Genomic DNA, 20,179 nt, shown 5'->3' with positions numbered 1-20,179 from the left:
TCCTTCACATCTTCTAAAAAAGATGGAAGGATACTTTTTTTAAAGATAAGAAACTTTGTTTGTTAACCTACTTTCTTCGTTTCTGTGTCCATATAAAATCTGCCAAAATAGCTTTTCGTTTCATTGGCGACTACTTTATATAAAAGCAAAATACCGATTAAGTTTGGAATCATCATAAGCGCATTCGCCATGTCGGCAAATGCCCAGACGGTTGTCAATTTCGCGATGGTACCAATAAATGTAGCGCCGACATAAATAATCCGATAGATGCCCATATAATTTAAGCCAAATAAATATTCAAAGCATTTTGATCCGTATACATACCAGCCGAGAATAGTTGAAAATCCGAAGAAAACGACGGATATAGAAACCATATACTCACCAATATCACCTAGTGACGAGCCAAACGCTGCACTCGTTAGGGCGCCGGCATCAAGGCTTGCGTCATGTGTTACTCCTGAAAGCAGTCCACCTGTTGAATCCCAGAAACCTGTAACAAGTAACACAAGACCTGTCATGGTACAAACAATAATCGTTACGATAAATGTACCGGTCATGGCAACTAAAGCTTGTTTAACCGGGTGGCTTGTCCTCGCATTTCCAGCAATCAACGCAACGGTACCAAGTCCAGCTTCGTTTGAGAAAATCCCTTTTGACACACCATTTCTAATAGCTTCTGAGATAATAATTCCGGAAAATCCACCAACCGCTGAAATTGGCTGAAACGCATACGTGAATATCAAGTTAAAAGCTGGAATGATTTTGTCATAGTTAAGTCCAAGTATAATTAACGCTGCGGTGATATAAAAAACAGCCATTACCGGTACAAACACCCCGGCCACGGAACTAATTCGCTGCAAGCCTCCGAAAATAATTAAGGAAGTCAGCACGACAAGAATAATCCCTGTCGTTAATCCACTAACGCTGAAACTATTTTGCATGACATCTGCAATCGTATTGGATTGGACACTATTTCCGATTCCAAGTGCTGCAAACGCTCCGAAAAACGCAAATGCAATCGCAAGCGGCTTCCACTTCTTGCCGATACCTCGTTCAATGTAATACATCGGACCACTCGAATATTCGCCGTTTGCATTCTTTACCCGGTATTTCATCGCCAGCAGTGCCTCAGCGTATTTCGTCGCCATTCCTACCAGTCCGACGATCCACATCCAAAAAATAGCCCCGGGCCCGCCAAGTGTAACAGCGGTTGCTACACCAGCAATGTTTCCGTTTCCTACCATACCGGCAAGGGATGTCATCAAAGCTTTAAAGTTACTGACATCTCCTTCCGTGCCGTCATCTTCTTTATCTTTTGAAAAGGCTAGTTTAAACGCGTATGGCAACTTTTTAAATTGTAAGCCCTTTAATATAAAAGTTAAAAATAAGCCTGTCCCAACCAATAAGACTAAGCTCGGTGTTCCCCAAAGCACGTCGTTAATGTTTTCTAAAATGTTAAGCATGAATATGCATTGCCCCCTGTAGTAAGTCTTTGATGCAAAATAAATTTATCTCCCCAAAAACTGCTTTGTTTTGATCACTAAACCAATAGATTAGCAGACCACAATATTTAATGTCATGTACAAACCACCCTTTGTAGACGCTTACAAACTACTCTATTAGAATAGTACAATTTAATGAAAATGTACAGTCTTTTTACGCGATTTTTTTTGGACCGCGGGGACAGGTTTGGCCCGCGGGGACAGTTCATCTGTCCAAAAGCACCACGGGGACAGGCACCGCGGTTCATGTCTGCCCCCGCATTCTGTTGTCTGTTAAGTGGACCAAAGAACCTGTCCCCGTGGTTCTGTGTTCTGTTATCTGTTAAAATAGGACCGGTAAAAGAGCTCCAAATCACAGCTTAGAGCAATTATTTTCATCAAGTGGGAGGATATCGTGTGCAAGGATTTATTAAGCGTGTGCCTGGTTTTCGGACGGATACGACCTGGAAAAAAGTGCTTGCGAGTATAGGATATTTATTTTTGTTAATCACGTTTGTGCCGATCATTTTACAAGGATCATTTATGGATTCAATTTGGAACGTTATCAATCTAGTTGCTATGTTAGCTTTCTTTGGATCGATCATTGCCCTAATGAAAGGAAATCTCAATTTTTTCCATATTCGGAATCGTAAACGTGCAGCTGTTGTGCTGGTTGTCTCCGCAATTGCAGTTGGTACCCTGCCATTTCCGGCGGGCAGCGAACGAGCAGCAGGAGGACACTCGGATATAGAAGAAAAACCCCAAGCAAATGTGGAAAATGAAAACTTGAAAGACCAGCAGGAAACTAGTGAATCAGAACAAGAGACTGAAGCAGATAAGGAAAAGAAACCAAAAGAAGAGGGTAATCAGGAAAAGAAAAAAGAAAAAACGGAAGCTGCAAAGGACGAGAAACAGGACGAAACAAACAAAACAGAGAAGCAGCAGGGAGAATCACCCGGAAAAGCGTCAACGGACGACCAGAACGATCAGGGCAGTGACCATTCGCAAGTGGAAAAAAATGAAACCAATCAGGAGACATCAAAAAATAACACCTCTCCATCAAACCAGCCGGATCACGGTGTTGATGCGTCCGTAACAAGAGTAGTTGATGGCGATACGATTAAAATTAATTTGAACGGAAAACAGGAAACAGTAAGGCTCTTGCTCGTCGACACACCGGAAACGAAACATCCATCCAAACCGGTGCAGCCATTCGGCCCGGAAGCAAGTGATTTTGCCAAGCGAACACTGTCTGGCAAATCAATCCAACTGGAATATGATGGGCCGAAACGTGATAAATATGACCGGCTGCTTGCATACGTGTGGGTGGACGGAAAGATGTTTAATCAAATGCTTCTGGAAAAGGGACTTGCACGACTGGCCTATGTCTATGACCCGCCGTATACCCATTATCAGACGTATATGAAAGCACAAAACCGTGCCAAACGTGCTGAACGAGGAATCTGGAGCAGAGATGGCTATGTAACAGATGAAGGATTTTACTATCAGAAAGGTAAGGATACCTCATCCGACAGCAACACACGGGGTGATTCATCCGCACAGCAGACAGGCGACCAGAAATATGACCCGAATGGACCTGATCGTGACTGTGGCGACTTTGATACCCAACAGCAAGCCCAAAATTTCTTTAAAGCAGCGGGCGGACCAGAAAGTGACCCACACCGCCTGGACCGCGACAATGACGGCGTCGTCTGTGAAAGCCTGCCGTAACTGAACCAAGGGAACTGAACCAAGGGGACAGGTTCATCGGTCCAGGTCTATCCTCGTGCCCTGTTAAATGGACCAAAGAACCTGTCCCTGTGGTCCGCCCGCGCCAAATGAACCGAGAAACCTGTCCCTGTGGTTCCTGCGTTAGTTTTCTTCTATAGGGGCAAGAAAGAGTTTGCTGCAGGCAACCAAGCCCGCAAGCAAAAACATCCATTTGTACCCGGTGAATGTTAACATGCCGCCGAATAGTGCTGGCCCGATGATGGTACCGATGTTCAAAATAACGACGCTGATGCTGAAGCCTTGAGCCGGTGCACTCGGAAATACTTCCGCGCTCCAAATTGGCAAAAAGGCTGCATACATCATAAAGGTGAGTCCGAATAGAAACCCGGATAAGCCTATCGCCAGCCATGATTGCGATACAAATAGGACAAACATGCTTAACGCGTATACCAGCACCGTAAGAAAAAAGCTTTTGCGGAAACCCAAGTGATTAATAAGTTCCCCGGCCCATAAACCTGCAATCCCCCCAATTCCCGTAATAAGGAAAAATAGGGCGTTCGAGGCGTCCATATGAAATGACTCCTCCGCAAAATCAGCCGCATACGTCCAATATATGTGGCTTCCGTGACACCAAAAATAATCGCCGCAGTAAACAGATGCACTGAATGTTTATGAAAAGAAGGAAGGTTCGGGCGATTGCGATTGGTTTCGTGTGGCGACGCAGCTACGGTACGAGCCGGGATGGTTTTGAGCACAACGAGCAATAAAATCAACCCCGTAACGCCGCCAATCGTCCATAATAATCGCCAACTGCCTTCAGAAAAAAACAAATAAAGTGCACAAATAAGCACCAGACCAATCGACGATCCCGTACTAATAACCGCTAGAGATCGTTTTTGTAAACGCTCTCTTACATATTCACTGACACTCTCCGAAAACGGCGCCCAGCAAAGCCCCGGACATAGCCCGGCAATTATACAGCCAATTGAAAACAGCAGCCCATTTTGTGCGAAGGCGGCCATCAATAAGCCAACCGACGCTGCAGCAAGGCCGCTGACGATAAACATTCTCGGACCGAATCTTGCAATAAAAAAGGTAACCAATAACGCACCAACCAGAAAGGACAGAAAGGAAAGGCTCGAAATGATGCCAAGCGTTGTTTTCGACAGATGGAAGTCCGCCTGAAAGTCAGGCAACAGCAGCCCGTAACCGTAACGGACCCAGCCGAAAACAAGAGACATTGTCAGCAACCCCACTAACGAAATCAATGGAATGTTATCTTTTGCTTTTGCAAACGCCGACATGGCAACCCTCCCTCGTATAGTTTCATCACCCCCGGCCCGTGGGGACAGGTTCATCGGTCCAGGTCTATTCTCGTGCCCTTTAAATGGACCAAAGAACCTGTCCCTGTGGTCCCGCGTGTCCCTGTGGTCCCGCGTGTCCCTGTGGTCCCGCGTGTCCCTGTGGTCCGTTTTTTATAAAAGCCGAAATCCTTCTTGATACAGATAATCAGCTGCTGCATGGTAAGTGGCGTGTGTCGCCTCTAATATAGTGTCTGCGTATATATTCCACACATCAGACTCCTCCGTTAACAGAAGCGTCACGCCTTCACTGTTGATCCATGTTTCAGTAACAGGCTCGGATTCCGATAGAGATGCAATTGATTGTTGTATGACATCACGAAGCTCTTTCTCGGTAAAATCACGTATGTTGACCATTCCTTTTGAATCAGTCACATAATCGCTGTTCTCTATTTCTCCAGCGTACACAAAACCATTGCCATTCGGGTGAAGGCGATACACGACCACCTTTTTATCTTTGACACTTTCTTCAAAGTGAAAGTTGACACGACCAAGGGAGATGTCGTTACGCGTTAGTTCAGGAAAGGATTCAATGATAGTCAGTTTTTCTTCAAATGTAAGCATGAGACCTCCATAACAAATGTGATTTAGAATTTGGTTTTTATGATATCATTTATAGGTTGTTTTGTATAAGCGTAACGATCATGAGCACGTCAGAACTTGTTTTACTTGCTACCTATCTGAATATTCAGACGTTGAATGATTTTTACGATCATGGACATGGGGATAGGTCCAACATCTTGCTAGTTGAAAAGGGTAGTACAGACGCCTATCCCCGCATCTTTCATCGCCAGCGTAATGCTATTCTTAGTATGCAGCAGTCTTTGCCATCAATTTGTGATTTGAAAATTAAACGGAGACCGTCTGGATTGAATTGAGTTTCTACGTCAGAGGCAATACCGGTAGCATGCATTAAGCTTTTAACTTTTTCGTGATCGGACCTCTGTGCAGCCTGCATGACTTCTGTGCTAAATTGCTGCGATTCCGCTAGCTTGTCGATAATAGTGTTCGCATCATTCATAAGCTTTTTTGTTTCATTAGCTGATTGATTGAGGAGGGATGTATCAACCGTTGGATACTGCGGACGAGCCGACCAGTATGGCATGTGAGGATAATGATGCGGATAATAATGACCTGGACCGTTCACATAATACATAAACACACCCTCTTGGTTAAAATTGGCTAAATGCTATCATATAAAAATCATATGCAAACGGTCTCGTCTTAGAGAATGTCGGGATAACAGGACGGCGCCACCGTCCCGTTATCAATGATTTTCTTCAGACGCAAAAGCGATATCCTTGGTTGGATGAACCGTACCAAATGGGTGATGGGGAGGTGCATAGATAGAGTATAGTTTAAGCGGTTGATGCCCTGTGTTGATGATATTATGCCATGTTCGTGCCGGAACCATAATGGCGGAATCATCACCGACATGCCGCTGATAATTTAAGCGGTCTCGGCGATCGCCCATCTGCACTAGGCCCTGCCCCTCTTCAATACGCAGGAACTGATCTACATCCGCATGCACTTCTAAGCCGACATCGCCACCAACCGGGATGCTCATCAACGTCACCTGTAAGTGTTCACCAGTCCAAATTGCCGTACGGTACATGTTGTTGTGTTTGGCGGCCTGGTTAATATTCACGGTGTACGGCTGTCTGCCGAAATCTGCAAAAGCTCCGTTATATGCTCCGTACATAGGCTGGTTATAGCTACCGTGATTAACCATCCCCGGGTAAGTCCAACCACGCTGCATATCAGCAGGGTACACTGGCTGATTCACATCATATGGATAGGGGTACATGTAAGGATAATTGTACATTTAGGGTCATTCCTTTCAAAGGTGATGACACCATCCTATGTGTGAGGGCAGGGAAAGTGTGCATTTTTCGATAATCTCCCTTTTAACGCATTTATCATTTCTCACTTGCTTTTTCGTCCAGTGCTTTTTCATTTAATTGTACCGACAGCAGATAAACTTGTTCATAATCTGTTGCTTGTTTGATGTCTTCTTCCGTTTCCAAATTGGTCCGCTGCGATACACTTGTTTTGTTCGTATGTTTTATGGTTGCCGCGTGTTGCCGCTCTCCTATGTTCATTGGCATGTCGGAACCGATGCCGCCCGAGGAGACGCTTGTATAGTCGTCGGACGGTGAATCAATGATGTTTTCAGTGTTGCCATAGCCGTTATCCCTTATAACGGAGCCGATCCACTTTTCTTTTCCCTGATTCATCTGTTGCCGCAAAAACACGACCCTTAGTTGATCAGATGGTTTCACCCTTTCTAAGCCGGATTCCATATTGATCACCTTATCGACTTTTTCGCCATTTTCATAGTGTTCCACCGTTATTTGTAACCCTTTTGCCTTCTGATTATGAAGATTAATGTCATAGGCAAATGCCGTGTAATTGGACAAATCCATTAATTGTTTTTCAAATTCCGTTAAATCTGCTTTGGTAATAGTTGCATCACCTTTCTTATCAGGATCTGTTTCTGGTGCCGATTCATCTGTATCCGTGCACGCGGTTAACACGAATACCAATAGAATGGCCATAACTGTTAATAAACGCAAACGCAAGTTCATTCCCCCTCTAAATAATCGTCCATGTTCATGTTACTACAACGAATATGTTTGTAAAAATAATCTATCCTCGTGGGTTAAAGGCTGATGGTTCAGTAATAACCCGCGGTTGCCAGACTCGCCTAGCAATACTTTCCCGTCAGCTAAATTCTTTTCCGACACAATAAGCGGGATGTCACGTGTCACAGGCTTTCCTTCTTGATCGTAAAACATATAGCCTTCTTTTTCATCATAAATAAACGATTGGATCTTCATATTCGGTATGATGAACAGCGTCAATTTTTCCTGCTCATTCCAGATCACTTTAACAAGGGTCTTTTTGTTGGTTTTCTTCTCCACCAAAGCTTTCAACGCATGTAATGAAACAGTGTCACTCATTTTTCTTCCTCCAAGTATATGGATTGCCAGCATCAAGCCGGCTTAAGCTAAACATTGGTTCTGATATTAATGCAACCGGATATGGGTCTTCGTTTAAATCATACTACTCGAAGTCCACTTTGCACAACCACGCAGGTCAGAAAACAATTTTCCCTTTCCAGACCTCGTATTTTACGCTAGACTGCTAGTAAAGAGTAGTAGCATTGGGAGGGAAAATGTATGATAGATTTGCGGAGTGATACGGTTACAAAACCAACCACAGACATGCGACAAGCCGCTTTTGATGCGGTAGTTGGGGATGATGTGTATGAAGAAGATCCAACGGTTATCGAATTGGAGAAACTAGCGGCCGACAAGCTTGGGAAGGAAAAGGCGATGTTCGTTCCAAGTGGTACCCAGGGAAATCAAATCGCAGTCGTCACCCATTGCCAGTCCGGTCAGGAAATCATCGTGGAGGAAACATCTCATATTTTCTATAATGAAGGTGCGACCATAGCTGCCTTTGCCGGTGTACAGCCGCGAACGATCGCTGGTGAGCGTGGCGTGATGGATCCACAGGCCGTTAAAAGTGCGATTCGTGCGGACGATATCCATTTTCCGGAAACAGGGCTGATTTGTCTGGAAAATACCCATAACCGTGCAGGCGGTGCGATTGTGCCATTGGAAAACATGCAGGAGATATACAACATAGCCCAGCAACATGGCATTCCCGTTCATTTGGATGGTGCACGTCTATTTAATGCTTCGGTTGCTTCGGGGATTGATGTCAAAGATTATGCAGCCTGTACCGATTCAGTTCAATTTTGCCTTTCCAAAGGGTTAGGCGCACCTGTTGGCTCGATAATCGCTGGTTCGGCAGCATTTATCGACAAGGCACGTAAATGGCGTAAACGGTTCGGTGGTGGTATGCGGCAGGCAGGTATCATTGCCGCGCCTGGACTAATTGCGCTTCGGACGATGGTCGACCGGCTCGCTGACGACCATGCCAATGCGACATTGCTGGAAGACGGTTTGCGTGCGATTCCTGGCGTGACAATGGAAAATACGGTGGAGACGAACATATTATTTGTGAATACGGAAAAAGCTGGACTAACGGGTGAGCAATTTTCGGAAGGGCTCAAATCGAAAGGGGTTCTAGCTAATCCAGCAGGTCCGTATACCGTTCGCTTTGTAACACATCTAGATGTAGACAGGGAGCAAATCAAATTAGCGATAAAAGCTGTTGAAGAAGTGGTAGGGGAAAAGTGAATAAATAAGTGATTGAAAAAGGGGGGTGGTGTTTGCGTCCTCCTTTTCGTTTGCCAAACGGCTAGATGCAGTCTCGTGAGAAGAGCGGATTTTATTCCTACGTGAATTCGGATATGTACGTCATCACCCTCGAGATAAACGGAAAAATGCTAGCTCCGAATAGCTGGCAGCCAAAATGGACGAGCTCGAAACGTATGGAAAAAGTAAAGTGTCATTTGTCATTGGCGGTTCACTCAGTATTAGTGAGGAGGTTCAGAAGCGGAGTGATCTGGCGTTATCGTTTTCCAAAATGGCATTTTCTCATCATTGATGCGACCGGTTTTGCTGGAGCAGGTTTATCGGGAGGTTTCGTATCAATAGGAATGAGCCATATCATAAATAAATATCAGATTCCTGAAATATAAACCAAAAACCGATTTCCCGCGAGAAGAGAGAATCGGTTTTGGTTGTTAAAGTCATACTTGCCTGTTTCGCGGCCTAATCACGGACTTAAAAAATCTACACTTCCGGATCAAGCAATTTCCAAGCATTGTTTAATAGTTCATTCCTGGGCGTCCTCAAATCGTTTTTCTACCTCATTAAATTTATCGTTGTATGTTTCATAGTTGATATCATACAGCTCAGAGTAAATTTCGCCCCGTTCATCGGAAATGTCCAAATAATTACCTCGGTATTCATCGGAAAATGCCGAACGGAGGTCATGATCAATAATTTCAGTATCAAACAGGTACTTTAATGCATATTTTAAGTTTTCCTGCTGCCGGTACTGTTTTTTCTTTTCGTTATTATTCCAGTCATATAGCTGGTGTTTAATGGTACTGTGCAAATCCCTGATAATATCTTTTGAATCGCTTTGCCATTCTCTCCAAAGCTGTGACATATCAACTGTCTGTTCAAACTCAGTGGTTAAATCCGCTTGTGATTTGGCATTAATGTAGCGCCCTTCTGATGCTTTTGCCATTTCTTTAAGCTGTTTTAACCCTTCATTGTCCACCTGATAGCCGATAATATTGATAACCGGATCAATACCCGATTCGTCAAGCGACTGAATGGCAGCTACCGGGTCACCGCCGCACGTCTCCACACCATCACTGACAACATAAATAATGGTTGTATTGTTCTTACCATCCAATAATGCAAAATCTTTCTCCACTTGCTTTATCGCTTTGGTCATGGGAGTCCATCCAGCAGGTTCAAACCGGTCCAGACTTTTAGAGAATTTATCCGCATCATAGTGATCAAGCTGGTAGACTTCTTCTACCTTGGAGCACGACTTTTCCTTATCGCTGTCATCACCCGTTCCAATATGTCCAAACACGCGCAGGGAAACATTCGCCTGTTCAGGAAGGTTTTCGGCGAATTGGCTGATGGCTTCTTTAGCCAAAGCCATCCTTGTTTCATTACCTTCCATGTACCCCATACTGCCACTTGAGTCTAGCAAAATGGCAACATTATAGCTTTCTTTTAAATGAACCTTTTCACTTGAAGACTCCGGATCACCAAATTGCATTGATTTCCATTGATCCAGTGGTACATTCGGCTTATTCAGATCTTCCTTAAACAAAGAATAAATATACCGTTTTGCTTTTTCAATCGTTTCCTTTTCACTGTCAATGGTCAGTGGCGGTATGGCATCAAGAACTTCCGTTATGTCTTTATTGTCCTTTAATTCTTTTTGATGCATTTCTCCAGAAAACTTTCCGATAATTGGATAGTCAGCTACTTCTTCAAAGGTGGTTGCTAAAGGTGGTGCTTCCGGAATGTCAGATGTATCGGGGGCTTCGGATTGTTTCTCTTCTCGCTCACTGTCTTTTGTTTCATCTGATTCGTTTGCTTCAGCTTTCTTTTCCACATGTTGTTCCGGGGATTTCCTATCTCCGGATTCTTCATCCTGATTAGAATTGCATGCAGTGATTGGAATAGCCATGACGAATAATAGCAGTAATACAATGTAATGTTTGTTTCTCAAATGTTTCTCCTCCTAAACATTTCCATATTTACGCTCATTATTAGATAGTATAAAAGACTTCGGGCGGGAAGTAAACGGTCCCATAAACCAGTTCATGGAATCCGTTCTTGAACAATTTTCAATTAAAAAAGAAGGTACGCAAGCGATGATGCTTGATATTAAAAAAGGCATGGAAGAAGAAGCTGCTGCACAGAAATTTATTGACAACAACCCGACCTGAAGGAAAAATGGCTGGAAGGTATTGAATGAAACCATAAAAAATAACCCCTCATGCACTTTGAACGGTAAGTGAGGGATTATTCTCAACGCTGCCGACCCCTCTTGTTGGGGTTCAGTCTATAGCGACCGTTTCATGTACTTGCATGGAACGGTCTTTATTAGTTTATGCACTCAACATCTTTCTATGATAATTATACCACAAAATCAATGTTTGTACACATTTATTTGGGCCTCTAAACCAGTTAATCGGACTATGGGGTGGTTCACTTCACCCCCGTCCGCAACCGCTTCTTAGCATACCTCTTCTCAGAAGTGACCGGCATATGCCCAGTCTCTTTAGCAAGCCCGTAAATTGGCATATTCCCATAAATTGCCTCATACCTTCCCGCTGGCACAACATAGGTTTCGTGGTTAATCCCAACCGCATCCGTATCCCCGATTTTTCGGTTGAAATTTTTCCACGCCGTCAAATGCTTTTGAACCATTGAGTAGGCAAGCAGAACCTCCTCCGATCGCCAATAGATAATCATAATCGTTGTGCGCAGGCCGAAGTAATTTTCCATCGACAGAAAACCGAGCTCCTCCTGAATTTCATACAGTTCCTAGATCATCGCCGGATTGCGGTGAACACTGGCAGCCATTTCCGGACGGCCAGCCGTTTATTAATCCGCATGCCAATCAGAAACACAACCATGTTCCGGTCGTCCTCCTATATAGGTGCATGTTTTTGTATAGGTTTTCTGATAAACTGAAGAAAAGAATTCAACGGAAAAGGAAGTTCAATCCATGAAAATAATTCTCCTCACAGTCGGAAAATTAAAGGAAAAATATATGAAGAAGGCATCGAGGAATATTTGAAGCGGTTGCGTTCCTATGCGAACGTCCAAATCGTCGAAGTCGCTGACGAAAAGGCCCCGGAAAACATGAGTGAAGCAGACATGACTGACAAAAAGGAAAGCGAACGAATTTTAGCATACTTGAACCCGGATATGTGATCGGATTCATTAACTCTAACTGGAGAAAGATGTAATGGATGTTTCCGGTGAAGTAGAACGTTTGAATGAATATCTTATCAAAGGCTTTACAATGGACTATTACTGACTGAAGGAAATGGGTAATTTTAGTCAGGATTATTTCGATGAATTGCTTGAACGCATCCGCGATATTCGCTCTGACCGGTATTGTTAACTCAATCAAACATTGAATCTACAATTTATGCCAAGGATACTATATAAAGAAATGTCACGGAGTCAAACCGGAAAGTGCCGGTTGATAATATTTAGTTAAGGTTGAATTTTTTTAGCCTTAATAAAGATTATACACTATTGTATAATAAAATAAGGGTTTGTTCGGCTATTATCAAAGTGATATATAGTCAATAACTGTCCTTTTATTAGACACACGTGTAATGGATAGTCATGGAAAAACAAATGTAGCGAGAAGCACTATATATACAATTAAACGAGAACTGGAATACAGTTAAAGGAGAATCATAATGCAAAACTTCCAAGAAAAAGTTAGTTTTATATGGTCGATAGCAGAACTACTGAGAGGTCCATATCGGCCAGAAAATTATGGGGATGTCATTTTACCAATGGCCGTTCTGAGACGCTTTGATGCTGTGCTGTCTGATACGAAAGAAGATGTGCTGCGTGAAAATAAAAAATATGAATCTCTTCCGGAAACAACGCGAGATGAAATCCTAAACCGTGTTGCCAAGCAAAAGTTCAACAATACAAGTCAATTCGACTTTGTTAAGTTATTGAGTGACCCCGATAATGTTGCGGACAACTTGCGTGATTATATAAATGGTTTTTCATCAGAAGCACGCGAGATACTGAGTCACTTTAATTTCGACAATGAAATCGATAAGATGGATGAAAATAACTTGTTGTATCTTGTTGTAAGACGGTTTGGTGAGATTGACCTACATCCTGATCAAGTATCAAACATTGAAATGGGTTATATCTTTGAAGAGCTTATTCGACGATTCTCAGAGCATGCAGAAGCAGGGGATCATTATACCCCACGTGAAGTAATTAAGCTTATGGTTCATCTGTTGTTTTTAAACGATGACGAAATCCTTCTGCCAAATGTCACGCGTACGCTATATGACAGCTGTGCGGGAACAGGGGGATGGGCACGGTTGCCCAGGATTATATACAGGAATATAATCCAACAGGCCACCTTGAGTTTTTCGCTCAAGAAATTAACGGTGAATCCTACGCAATTTCGAAAGCAGACACGCTTATTAAAGGACAAGATGCGCGTAATATTAAAATAGGGAACACACTTTCCAATGACCAGTTTAAAAACGAAAAGTTTGACTACATGATAACGAATCCGCCCTACGGTGTTGAGTGGAAGCCTGCGAAAGATGCGGTTGAGGCAGAGTATGAAGATTTAGGGTTTAGTGGTCGTTTTGGTGCTGGGCTGCCAAGGGTTGGTGATGGGCAATTACTGTTCCTGCAGAATCTTGTGTCCAAGATGAAGCCGGTCACAGAACAGAATCCTAATGGCTCCCGTGTTGCGATTATTATGAATGGCTCACCGCTCTTCACAGGAGATGCCGGCAGTGGAGAAAGTGAAATCCGCCGTTATCTATTTGAAAATGATTTAGTCGAAGGAATCGTTGCACTTCCTGAACAGCTTTTTTATAACACAGGCATATCTACTTATATTTGGATTTTAACCAATAACAAAACCTCTTACCAAAAAGGGAAAGTACAGCTTGTGAATGCCGTGGATATGTATCAAAAAATGCGTAAAAGTCTTGGGAATAAGCGTAATGAAATATCAGAAGAGCAGATTAACACGATCGTGGAAATGTACGGCCAAACAAAAGAAAGCGAAAACGTGAAAATCTTTAACAATGAAGACTTTGGCTATTACCGTGTAACCGTTGAACGCCCGTTACGGTTAAATTTCCAAATTACAGAGGAACGCATCGCGAGACTTGATGAGGAGAAAGCCTTTGCTAACTTGGCCAAATCTCGTAAAAGCGGTGAGAAAAAAGAAGAAGAGATAGAAGCAGGAAAAGCACAGCAGGAAACGATTAAAAAGGTCTTAACCGATATGCAAAGCGATAAGGTATATAAAAATCGTGACGTGTTTATTGATGTTATTAAAACAGCTTTTAAAGATACGGATATCACCCTTCGTGCACCTTTATTAAAAGCGATTTGGACTGCTTTATCTGAACGGGATGAAACAGCAGATGCCTGCATGAAAAATAAGAACGACATCGAGCCGGACCCAGAGCTGCGTGACACGGAAATCATTCCTTTGAATGATGATATCGATGCCTATTTTGAACGAGAAGTATTGCCACACGTGCCAGATGCCTGGATAGATGAAGAAAAGACGCGCATTGGTTATGAAATCCCATTTACACGGTATTTTTATAAATATACGAAACTCAGACCTTCCAGTGAGATTAAGGCAGAAATACAAGAATTGGAAGAAAGTATTATGGAGAAGTTGAAGAAGGTGATGGAGTGATGGCGCAAAAAAACTGGAATAAACAAAAACTAAAAAGATTGTTTAAGATAAAAAATGGGGGGACACCCAAAAGTAATGAACCTTCATATTGGGAACCTGGAGAAGTAAAATGGATTACCCCAGAAGATTTGAGCACTGGAAATTCACATATTAGAAATTCAATTAGAAAAATAAGCTTTAAAGGTTTAGAAAACTCCTCGGCAACCCTTGTTAAAGCAGGAAGCATCGTTCTTTCAACCAGAGCGCCGATAGGTAATGTGAAAATTGTTAAAACTCCATACGCGACAAATCAAGGTTGTAAAAGCTTAGAACAAAATGAGAAAACGGATATTAGGTTTTTTTATTATTACTTGAGTATTAATGAAGAATATCTTAATCAATTAGGAAGAGGTACTACTTTTCTTGAGTTATCAAATTCAGCTTTAAAAAACCTTGAATTATCGGTACCAATATTACCGATGCAAAAAGCTATAAGTGATTACCTTGATCAAAGAACGTCCGAAATAGATGCTCTCGTCTCAGACAAAGAACGCTTAATTGAATTACTGGAAGAAAAGCGTCAGGCGATGATTACGGAGACCGTGACCAAAGGGCTTGATCCAAATGTAAAAATGAAAGATTCAGGGATCGAGTGGATTGGTGAGATACCAGAGCATTGGGAAGTATCCCCTCTTTTTTTAGAATTAGCTGAGGTGAAACATAAAAACATCAATCTGAAAGAACAAAACGTTTTGTCTCTAAGTTATGGAAGAATTATAAGGAGAAATGTTGAGGCAAATTTTGGCTTAATCCCAGCCTCCTTTAATACGTACAATATAGTAAATCAAGGTGATATAGTAATGAGGCTTACGGATCTGCAAAATGATAAAAGAAGTTTACGGGTAGGATATGTAACAGAGAAGGGCATTATCACTTCAGCCTATACCACCCTATCTTTATCTAATAACTGTAGAGAGAGAAGTAAGTACTACTATTACTTATTGCACAGTTACGATTTACAAAAAATATATTATGGTTTGGGAGACGGAGTAAGGCAAACAATGAATTATAAGGATTTAAAGTGGTTATCTCTTCTTAAACCACCAAAAAGTGAGTTGGCTAAAATAGTAAGCAAGCTAGATGAATTAGATTCAACAACAAAAGAATTGATAGAATATATTAGGATTCAAATCTCCAAACTAAAAGAATACCGTGAATCCTTAATTTACGAAGCTGTCACAGGCAAGATAGATGTACGTGATTATGCAACGGAAACAGAAGAAGTTCACTAGAAAGGAGGCTTACAAATGGCGATAGATTACTCAGAGACGGGACTGGAAGAAAATATTGAAACAAGTTTAACACATGCCGGATATATAGAGCGTCGTCTGCACGGAGAAGCACTTAAAGTCTTTCAGGAACGTGCCATCGACGTCGAGATGTTGTTTCAATTCCTGGAAGCAACTCAACCGAAGAAATTCGAACGTCTCAAAACGATTCACGGTGATAAATTCGAGAAACGTTTCCTTGACCGGTTGGACCAAGAGCTGAATCGTCGGGGTGTTATTGACTGTCTGCGGCATGGGATTAAAGACAGAGGGGTGTCATTGCGGTTAGCCTTTAATAAACCGCCAAGCACCTTGAATCAGCTCCTAATGCAGAACTATGAAAACAACATCTTTACGGTTAGCCGGCAAGTGTATTACAGCAGTAAGCACAACAACAGTCTTGATATGGTGTTGTTTCTCAATGGTTTTCCACTTGTCGTCATGGAACTGAAGAACCCTTTAACAAAGCAAACTGTTGAACATGCCAAACGCCAGTTCAAGCAAGACCGTGACCCGAAAGAATTGTTATTCCAGCCGAAAAAACGTGTCATGGTTTATTTTGCTGTGGATACGGATGAAGTATGGATGACGACCAGGCTGGATGGGGATAGTACTTCCTTCTTGCCATTTAATCGTGGCAATCAGGGAGGTAAAGGAAATCCTATTATCTACAATGATTACCGCACTTCCTATTTATGGAATGATATTTTACAAAAAGATAGCCTCTTAGACCTCTTATTCCGTTTTGTGTATATCGAACAAAAGGATATACGTGATAGTACAGGGGAGATCGTTGATAAGAAAGAAATCGTTATTTTTCCCCGTTATCACCAGCTGGATGTTGTGCGTGACATTGAAACCGATATCCAAAAGAACAAGGTCGGTGGAAATTACCTTGTGCAGCACTCGGCAGGAAGTGGGAAAACGAACAGCATTTCCTGGTTGGCACACCGCCTGGCGAAAGTCCATGACGAAAACAATGAACCCATTTTTGACAGTGTTATTGTGATTACAGACCGTCGTGTACTTGATAAACAGCTGCAGGATGCGATTTATCAGTTGGAACATGAAGCAGGGGTCGTCCAGAAGATTGACAAAGACTCCAACCAGCTTGCTGAAGCGATTCAGAATAAAACGCGAATCATTATTACGACTTTGCAGAAATTCCCATTTATCATCGAAAAAGTGGGTGAGTTTTCACGTGGTAAATACGGTATTGTGATTGATGAAGCTCATAGTTCACAGGGCGGAAAAGCCTCCACAGCAATGACAAGTATTTTATCCGACAAGTCGCTGGAAGATGCTTACGCAGCGGATAAGGTTTTGGAAGACGAGTTGGATAGTACAGAAGAAAAGATTGTAGAAACGGTCGAGAAGAGTGGGAAGCAGAATAATATCTCATTCTTTGCCTTTACAGCAACCCCTAAACCTAAGACGATTGAAAAATTCGGTACTATCAATCCGGAAACGAAAGTACCGGAACCTTTTCATATCTATTCGATGCGTCAGGCAATTGAAGAAGGATTTATTCTTGATGTGCTGCAGAACTATGTCACATACGATACCTTCTACAAAGTCGAAAAAAATATTAATGATGATCCGGAAGTAGCCAAAGGAAAAGCTACCCAGGAGATTGCCCGTTTTGTATCCCTCCACCCGCATAGCATTGCCCAGAAAACAGCCATCATTGTGGAACACTACCGCCGGGTGACACGGCACAAAATTGGCGGACGGGCGAAAGCCATGCTTGTGACCCGCAGCAGGCTCCATGCTGTCAGATATAAGCATGCGTTTGATGCGTATATTAAGAAAAAGAATTATACAGATATGAAAACACTTATTGCCTTTTCGGGTACGGTTGATGACGATGGGTTGTCATATACGGAAGCCGGAATCAATCAGATAAGTGAAAGTGAATTGACAGATAAATTTTCGACGGACGAATATCAAGTGCTGATTGTTGCCGAAAAATACCAGACAGGTTTTGACGAGCCCTTACTTCATACAATGTATGTCGATAAGCCATTAAATGGTATAAAAGCAGTGCAGACCTTGTCTCGACTGAATCGAACGTGCCGAGGCAAAGAAGATACATTTGTCCTTGATTTTGTGAATGAACCTGAAGATATTCAAGAAGCATTTCAGAGTTACTATGAAGTAACTGGCCTAAGCGATGTAACCGATCCAAACATTCTATATGATTTGCAGTATGAACTTGATGCTATGCAAGTGTATACAGCAAGTGAGATCAATTCAGTCAGTGAATTGGAATTTAACGGTAAGTTAAAAGACAAACGTACTCAGGAACGACTAAATCCCATCTTGGACCAGGCGGTTGACCGGTTTAATAAAGAGTTAACAGAAGAAAACCAAGACCAGTTTAAGAGTTCAGCGTCCAAGTTTATCCGCACGTACTCTTTTGTTCTGCAGATTGGGCCATTTACCGATGTTGATCTTCATAAGCTATATGTTTATTTAAGTTATCTTCTGCGTAAATTACCTAAGAAACCAAATGAACGCGTCTATTTAGCTGATGATGTTGCACTTGAATACTATCGAAATCAAAAAGTATTTGAAGGGACTATTCAACTTGAGACCCAAGGTAGAGTGGATATTGATCCGCCCCAACATGCAGGGGGAGGTTCAGCGAAGGAGGAAGAAAAGGAACGATTGTCTTCCGTCATTGACCGCATGAATGAAAAGTTCGGCACTAACTTTGACCCGCAGGATAAATTGTCACGAGATCAGCTTGTAGAGGATATGGTACAAGACGAAGAGCTGCAGGTTAGAGCTAAAAATAATTCCATTGATAACTTCACCTTCAGTTTCGAGGGCAGGTTTATGGATTTCTTGATCGATCGCATGACTGAGCGAAACTTCTTCCAAAAAATGATGGAAAATGAAGAGCAACGGGCGTTTCTGATGAATGAGATGAAGGAGGAAGTTTATTATCGGTTGAAGGAAACGTGACATAGATATCCAGCAAAATAAGCTTAGCTTATTTTGCTGGATTGAATAATTATACTAGATACGAATGGAGTACTTAATGAAAATTAAAAGCTTATGGAGGAGTGGCGTTGTTCAAAAATGGACTTTTCAAGGGAGCCCAAGGCAATTCACGATAAATAAGGTTGAATATCCTGACTTACGGGCGAAGCAGACAGAGATTAAATATTAGTAATTAGACAATAAAAACTAAAGTAACTTCGTGATTCCAATAACACAATAAAGGATTGATTTTAAATGTCAGAGGTTCATTATTTTCCTAGATACTCGCAAAAAGAAAACATGGTTACCAACAATACATTATTATTATTTAGAAGACTATACAATCATAGTCCTATTAAATTTACTGAGTTTATGAATACCCTTATCGAAAACAACGACATAGTGTTAAATACGACGGTAAAATTTAAGCAGCAGGAAAAAGCATCAAGTGGTAGTGTTCCTGATGGCTTAATTGAACAAGAAAGCATTAAAATGGTAATTGAAACAAAACTTTATGGACAGAAACAGTTATCCCAAATAACAAAACATTTGGATGCGTTTAAAAATGAAGACCAACAAATTTTCCTATGGATAAATAAAGAGCCTATCTCAGTTGATTATCTTGATGAGATAAACAAAGAATTGAATAATTATAACGATAACAACCGACAAAATATTCAATTTGTGGCAACAACTTTTAAGGATATCTGTAATAGTTTTAGTACCGTTCTAAATGAATATGATTTAGAAATGCAAGGTTTAATAGTTGATTATGAATCCTTTTGCAATGAATCAAACTTAATCGATAATTCTGATTCAAAAATTAGAGTTGTATTAACAAGCAAAACGTTGGAACAAAATCTAAAACATAATGTTTACTATAATCCTGCCGATAGGGGTTACCAAAATACGAGATATTTAGGTCTATATAAAAATAAGGCTGTACGGGCAATTGGTGAAATTACATGTATTGTAGACGCACAGTACTTGCCTAAAGAGAATAAGGTAAATATTATTAATGAAGTAAAAGGAAAAGTATCAGAAACACAAAAGGATATTATTAAAGAGGTAACAATTGAAGCGAAGCAAAACTACAGCTATCCACTTGAAGAAGGAAGAAGATATTTCTTTGTTGAGAAATTCCATGAAACTAATTATATGAAAAAAACAAAAGGTGCTGTGCAAGGCACACGTTATATTGATTTAACGGAGATAGATGGTTTTCAACAAGATATGAATGCATTTAATATTGCTAATCTATTAAACAACAAAACATGGGAAGTATAGAGCATTATGACGGTTCCAACCACTTCTATTAAAAAACGTCTATGCTATTGATACAAATGAGCATCAAAGCCTTCCTACCACCCCCCATTCATTGACACAAAAAAATGAATGTGATATTTAATAT

At 41.6% G+C, this 20,179-nt stretch carries 13 protein-coding genes and 5 pseudogenes; 9 read left to right on the top strand and 9 right to left on the bottom strand.

Annotation, left to right across the window (positions count from 1 at the left end; translation table 11 throughout):
* Positions 1 to 62: 62 nt before the first annotated feature.
* Positions 63 to 1,463, bottom strand: coding sequence for an alanine/glycine:cation symporter family protein (locus FFL34_RS05230; protein WP_138602117.1), 1,401 nt, complete (start codon positions 1,461 to 1,463; stop codon positions 63 to 65).
* A gap of 435 nt (positions 1,464 to 1,898) precedes the next feature.
* Between FFL34_RS05230 and FFL34_RS05225 the strand changes: the two genes are divergently transcribed.
* On the top strand, positions 1,899 to 3,212 hold the full coding sequence (locus tag FFL34_RS05225) for a thermonuclease family protein (protein WP_138602115.1): 1,314 nt from the start codon (positions 1,899 to 1,901) through the stop codon (positions 3,210 to 3,212).
* Between the two features lie 141 nt (positions 3,213 to 3,353).
* Here FFL34_RS05225 and FFL34_RS05215 read toward each other — a convergent pair.
* From FFL34_RS05215 to FFL34_RS05190, 6 genes and pseudogenes are all read right to left on the bottom strand, one after another.
* Positions 3,354 to 4,453 (bottom strand): annotated as a pseudogene (locus tag FFL34_RS05215) (MFS transporter).
* 234 nt (positions 4,454 to 4,687) lie between these two features.
* On the bottom strand, positions 4,688 to 5,137 hold the full coding sequence (locus FFL34_RS05210; RefSeq protein ID WP_138602108.1) for a hypothetical protein: 450 nt from the start codon (positions 5,135 to 5,137) through the stop codon (positions 4,688 to 4,690).
* Positions 5,138 to 5,357: 220 nt separating this feature from the next.
* Entirely contained in the window at positions 5,358 to 5,729 is a 372-nt protein-coding gene (locus FFL34_RS05205) for a hypothetical protein (protein ID WP_138602106.1), read from the bottom strand.
* A gap of 111 nt (positions 5,730 to 5,840) precedes the next feature.
* Positions 5,841 to 6,398 (bottom strand): cupin domain-containing protein, encoded by a 558-nt coding sequence (locus FFL34_RS05200; protein WP_138602104.1) that lies wholly within the window; start codon positions 6,396 to 6,398, stop codon positions 5,841 to 5,843.
* A gap of 94 nt (positions 6,399 to 6,492) precedes the next feature.
* Positions 6,493 to 7,155, bottom strand: coding sequence for a hypothetical protein (locus FFL34_RS05195; protein WP_138602102.1), 663 nt, complete (start codon positions 7,153 to 7,155; stop codon positions 6,493 to 6,495).
* A 39-nt stretch (positions 7,156 to 7,194) separates the two neighbouring features.
* On the bottom strand, positions 7,195 to 7,536 hold the full coding sequence (locus FFL34_RS05190) for a hypothetical protein (protein ID WP_138602100.1): 342 nt from the start codon (positions 7,534 to 7,536) through the stop codon (positions 7,195 to 7,197).
* A gap of 219 nt (positions 7,537 to 7,755) precedes the next feature.
* Here FFL34_RS05190 and ltaE point away from each other — a divergent pair, with 219 nt between their 5' ends.
* Entirely contained in the window at positions 7,756 to 8,784 is a 1,029-nt protein-coding gene (gene ltaE, locus FFL34_RS05185; RefSeq protein WP_138602098.1) for a low-specificity L-threonine aldolase, read from the top strand.
* Positions 8,785 to 8,894: 110 nt separating this feature from the next.
* Positions 8,895 to 9,166, top strand: a pseudogene (locus FFL34_RS05180) (23S rRNA (pseudouridine(1915)-N(3))-methyltransferase RlmH); the annotation flags it as partial.
* Between the two features lie 159 nt (positions 9,167 to 9,325).
* Here the strand turns inward: FFL34_RS05180 and FFL34_RS05175 are convergent.
* On the bottom strand, positions 9,326 to 10,753 hold the full coding sequence (locus FFL34_RS05175) for a VWA domain-containing protein (protein ID WP_138602096.1): 1,428 nt from the start codon (positions 10,751 to 10,753) through the stop codon (positions 9,326 to 9,328).
* Between the two features lie 94 nt (positions 10,754 to 10,847).
* On the opposite strand from FFL34_RS05175, the gene FFL34_RS18765 reads away from it, so the two are divergent.
* Complete coding sequence (locus FFL34_RS18765) at positions 10,848 to 10,973, top strand: hypothetical protein (protein ID WP_267900356.1); 126 nt, start codon at positions 10,848 to 10,850, stop codon at positions 10,971 to 10,973.
* 262 nt (positions 10,974 to 11,235) lie between these two features.
* On the opposite strand, the pseudogene FFL34_RS05170 reads toward FFL34_RS18765, so the two are convergent.
* Positions 11,236 to 11,666: pseudogene (locus FFL34_RS05170) on the bottom strand (DUF4188 domain-containing protein).
* A gap of 92 nt (positions 11,667 to 11,758) precedes the next feature.
* Here FFL34_RS05170 and FFL34_RS05165 point away from each other — a divergent pair.
* From FFL34_RS05165 to FFL34_RS05140, 5 genes and pseudogenes are all read left to right on the top strand, one after another.
* Positions 11,759 to 11,961, top strand: a pseudogene (locus tag FFL34_RS05165) (23S rRNA (pseudouridine(1915)-N(3))-methyltransferase RlmH); the annotation flags it as partial.
* 506 nt (positions 11,962 to 12,467) lie between these two features.
* Positions 12,468 to 14,473, top strand: a pseudogene (locus FFL34_RS05155) (type I restriction-modification system subunit M).
* Positions 14,473 to 15,744, top strand: a complete 1,272-nt coding sequence (locus FFL34_RS05150) for a restriction endonuclease subunit S (protein ID WP_234031549.1) — start codon at positions 14,473 to 14,475, stop codon at positions 15,742 to 15,744. The pseudogene FFL34_RS05155 and the gene FFL34_RS05150 overlap by 1 nt, the downstream one beginning before the upstream one ends.
* 15 nt (positions 15,745 to 15,759) lie before the next feature.
* On the top strand, positions 15,760 to 18,750 hold the full coding sequence (locus FFL34_RS05145) for a type I restriction endonuclease subunit R (protein WP_138602092.1): 2,991 nt from the start codon (positions 15,760 to 15,762) through the stop codon (positions 18,748 to 18,750).
* A 273-nt stretch (positions 18,751 to 19,023) separates the two neighbouring features.
* Complete coding sequence (locus tag FFL34_RS05140; RefSeq protein ID WP_138602090.1) at positions 19,024 to 20,055, top strand: hypothetical protein; 1,032 nt, start codon at positions 19,024 to 19,026, stop codon at positions 20,053 to 20,055.
* The last annotated feature ends 124 nt before the right edge of the window (positions 20,056 to 20,179 follow it).

It is taken from the genome of Lentibacillus cibarius (assembly GCF_005887555.1).
GTDB lineage: Bacteria > Bacillota > Bacilli > Bacillales > Amphibacillaceae > Lentibacillus > Lentibacillus cibarius.
Note: the sequence above shows the minus strand (reverse complement) of the source record. Positions and strands in the feature narration are given on the sequence as shown.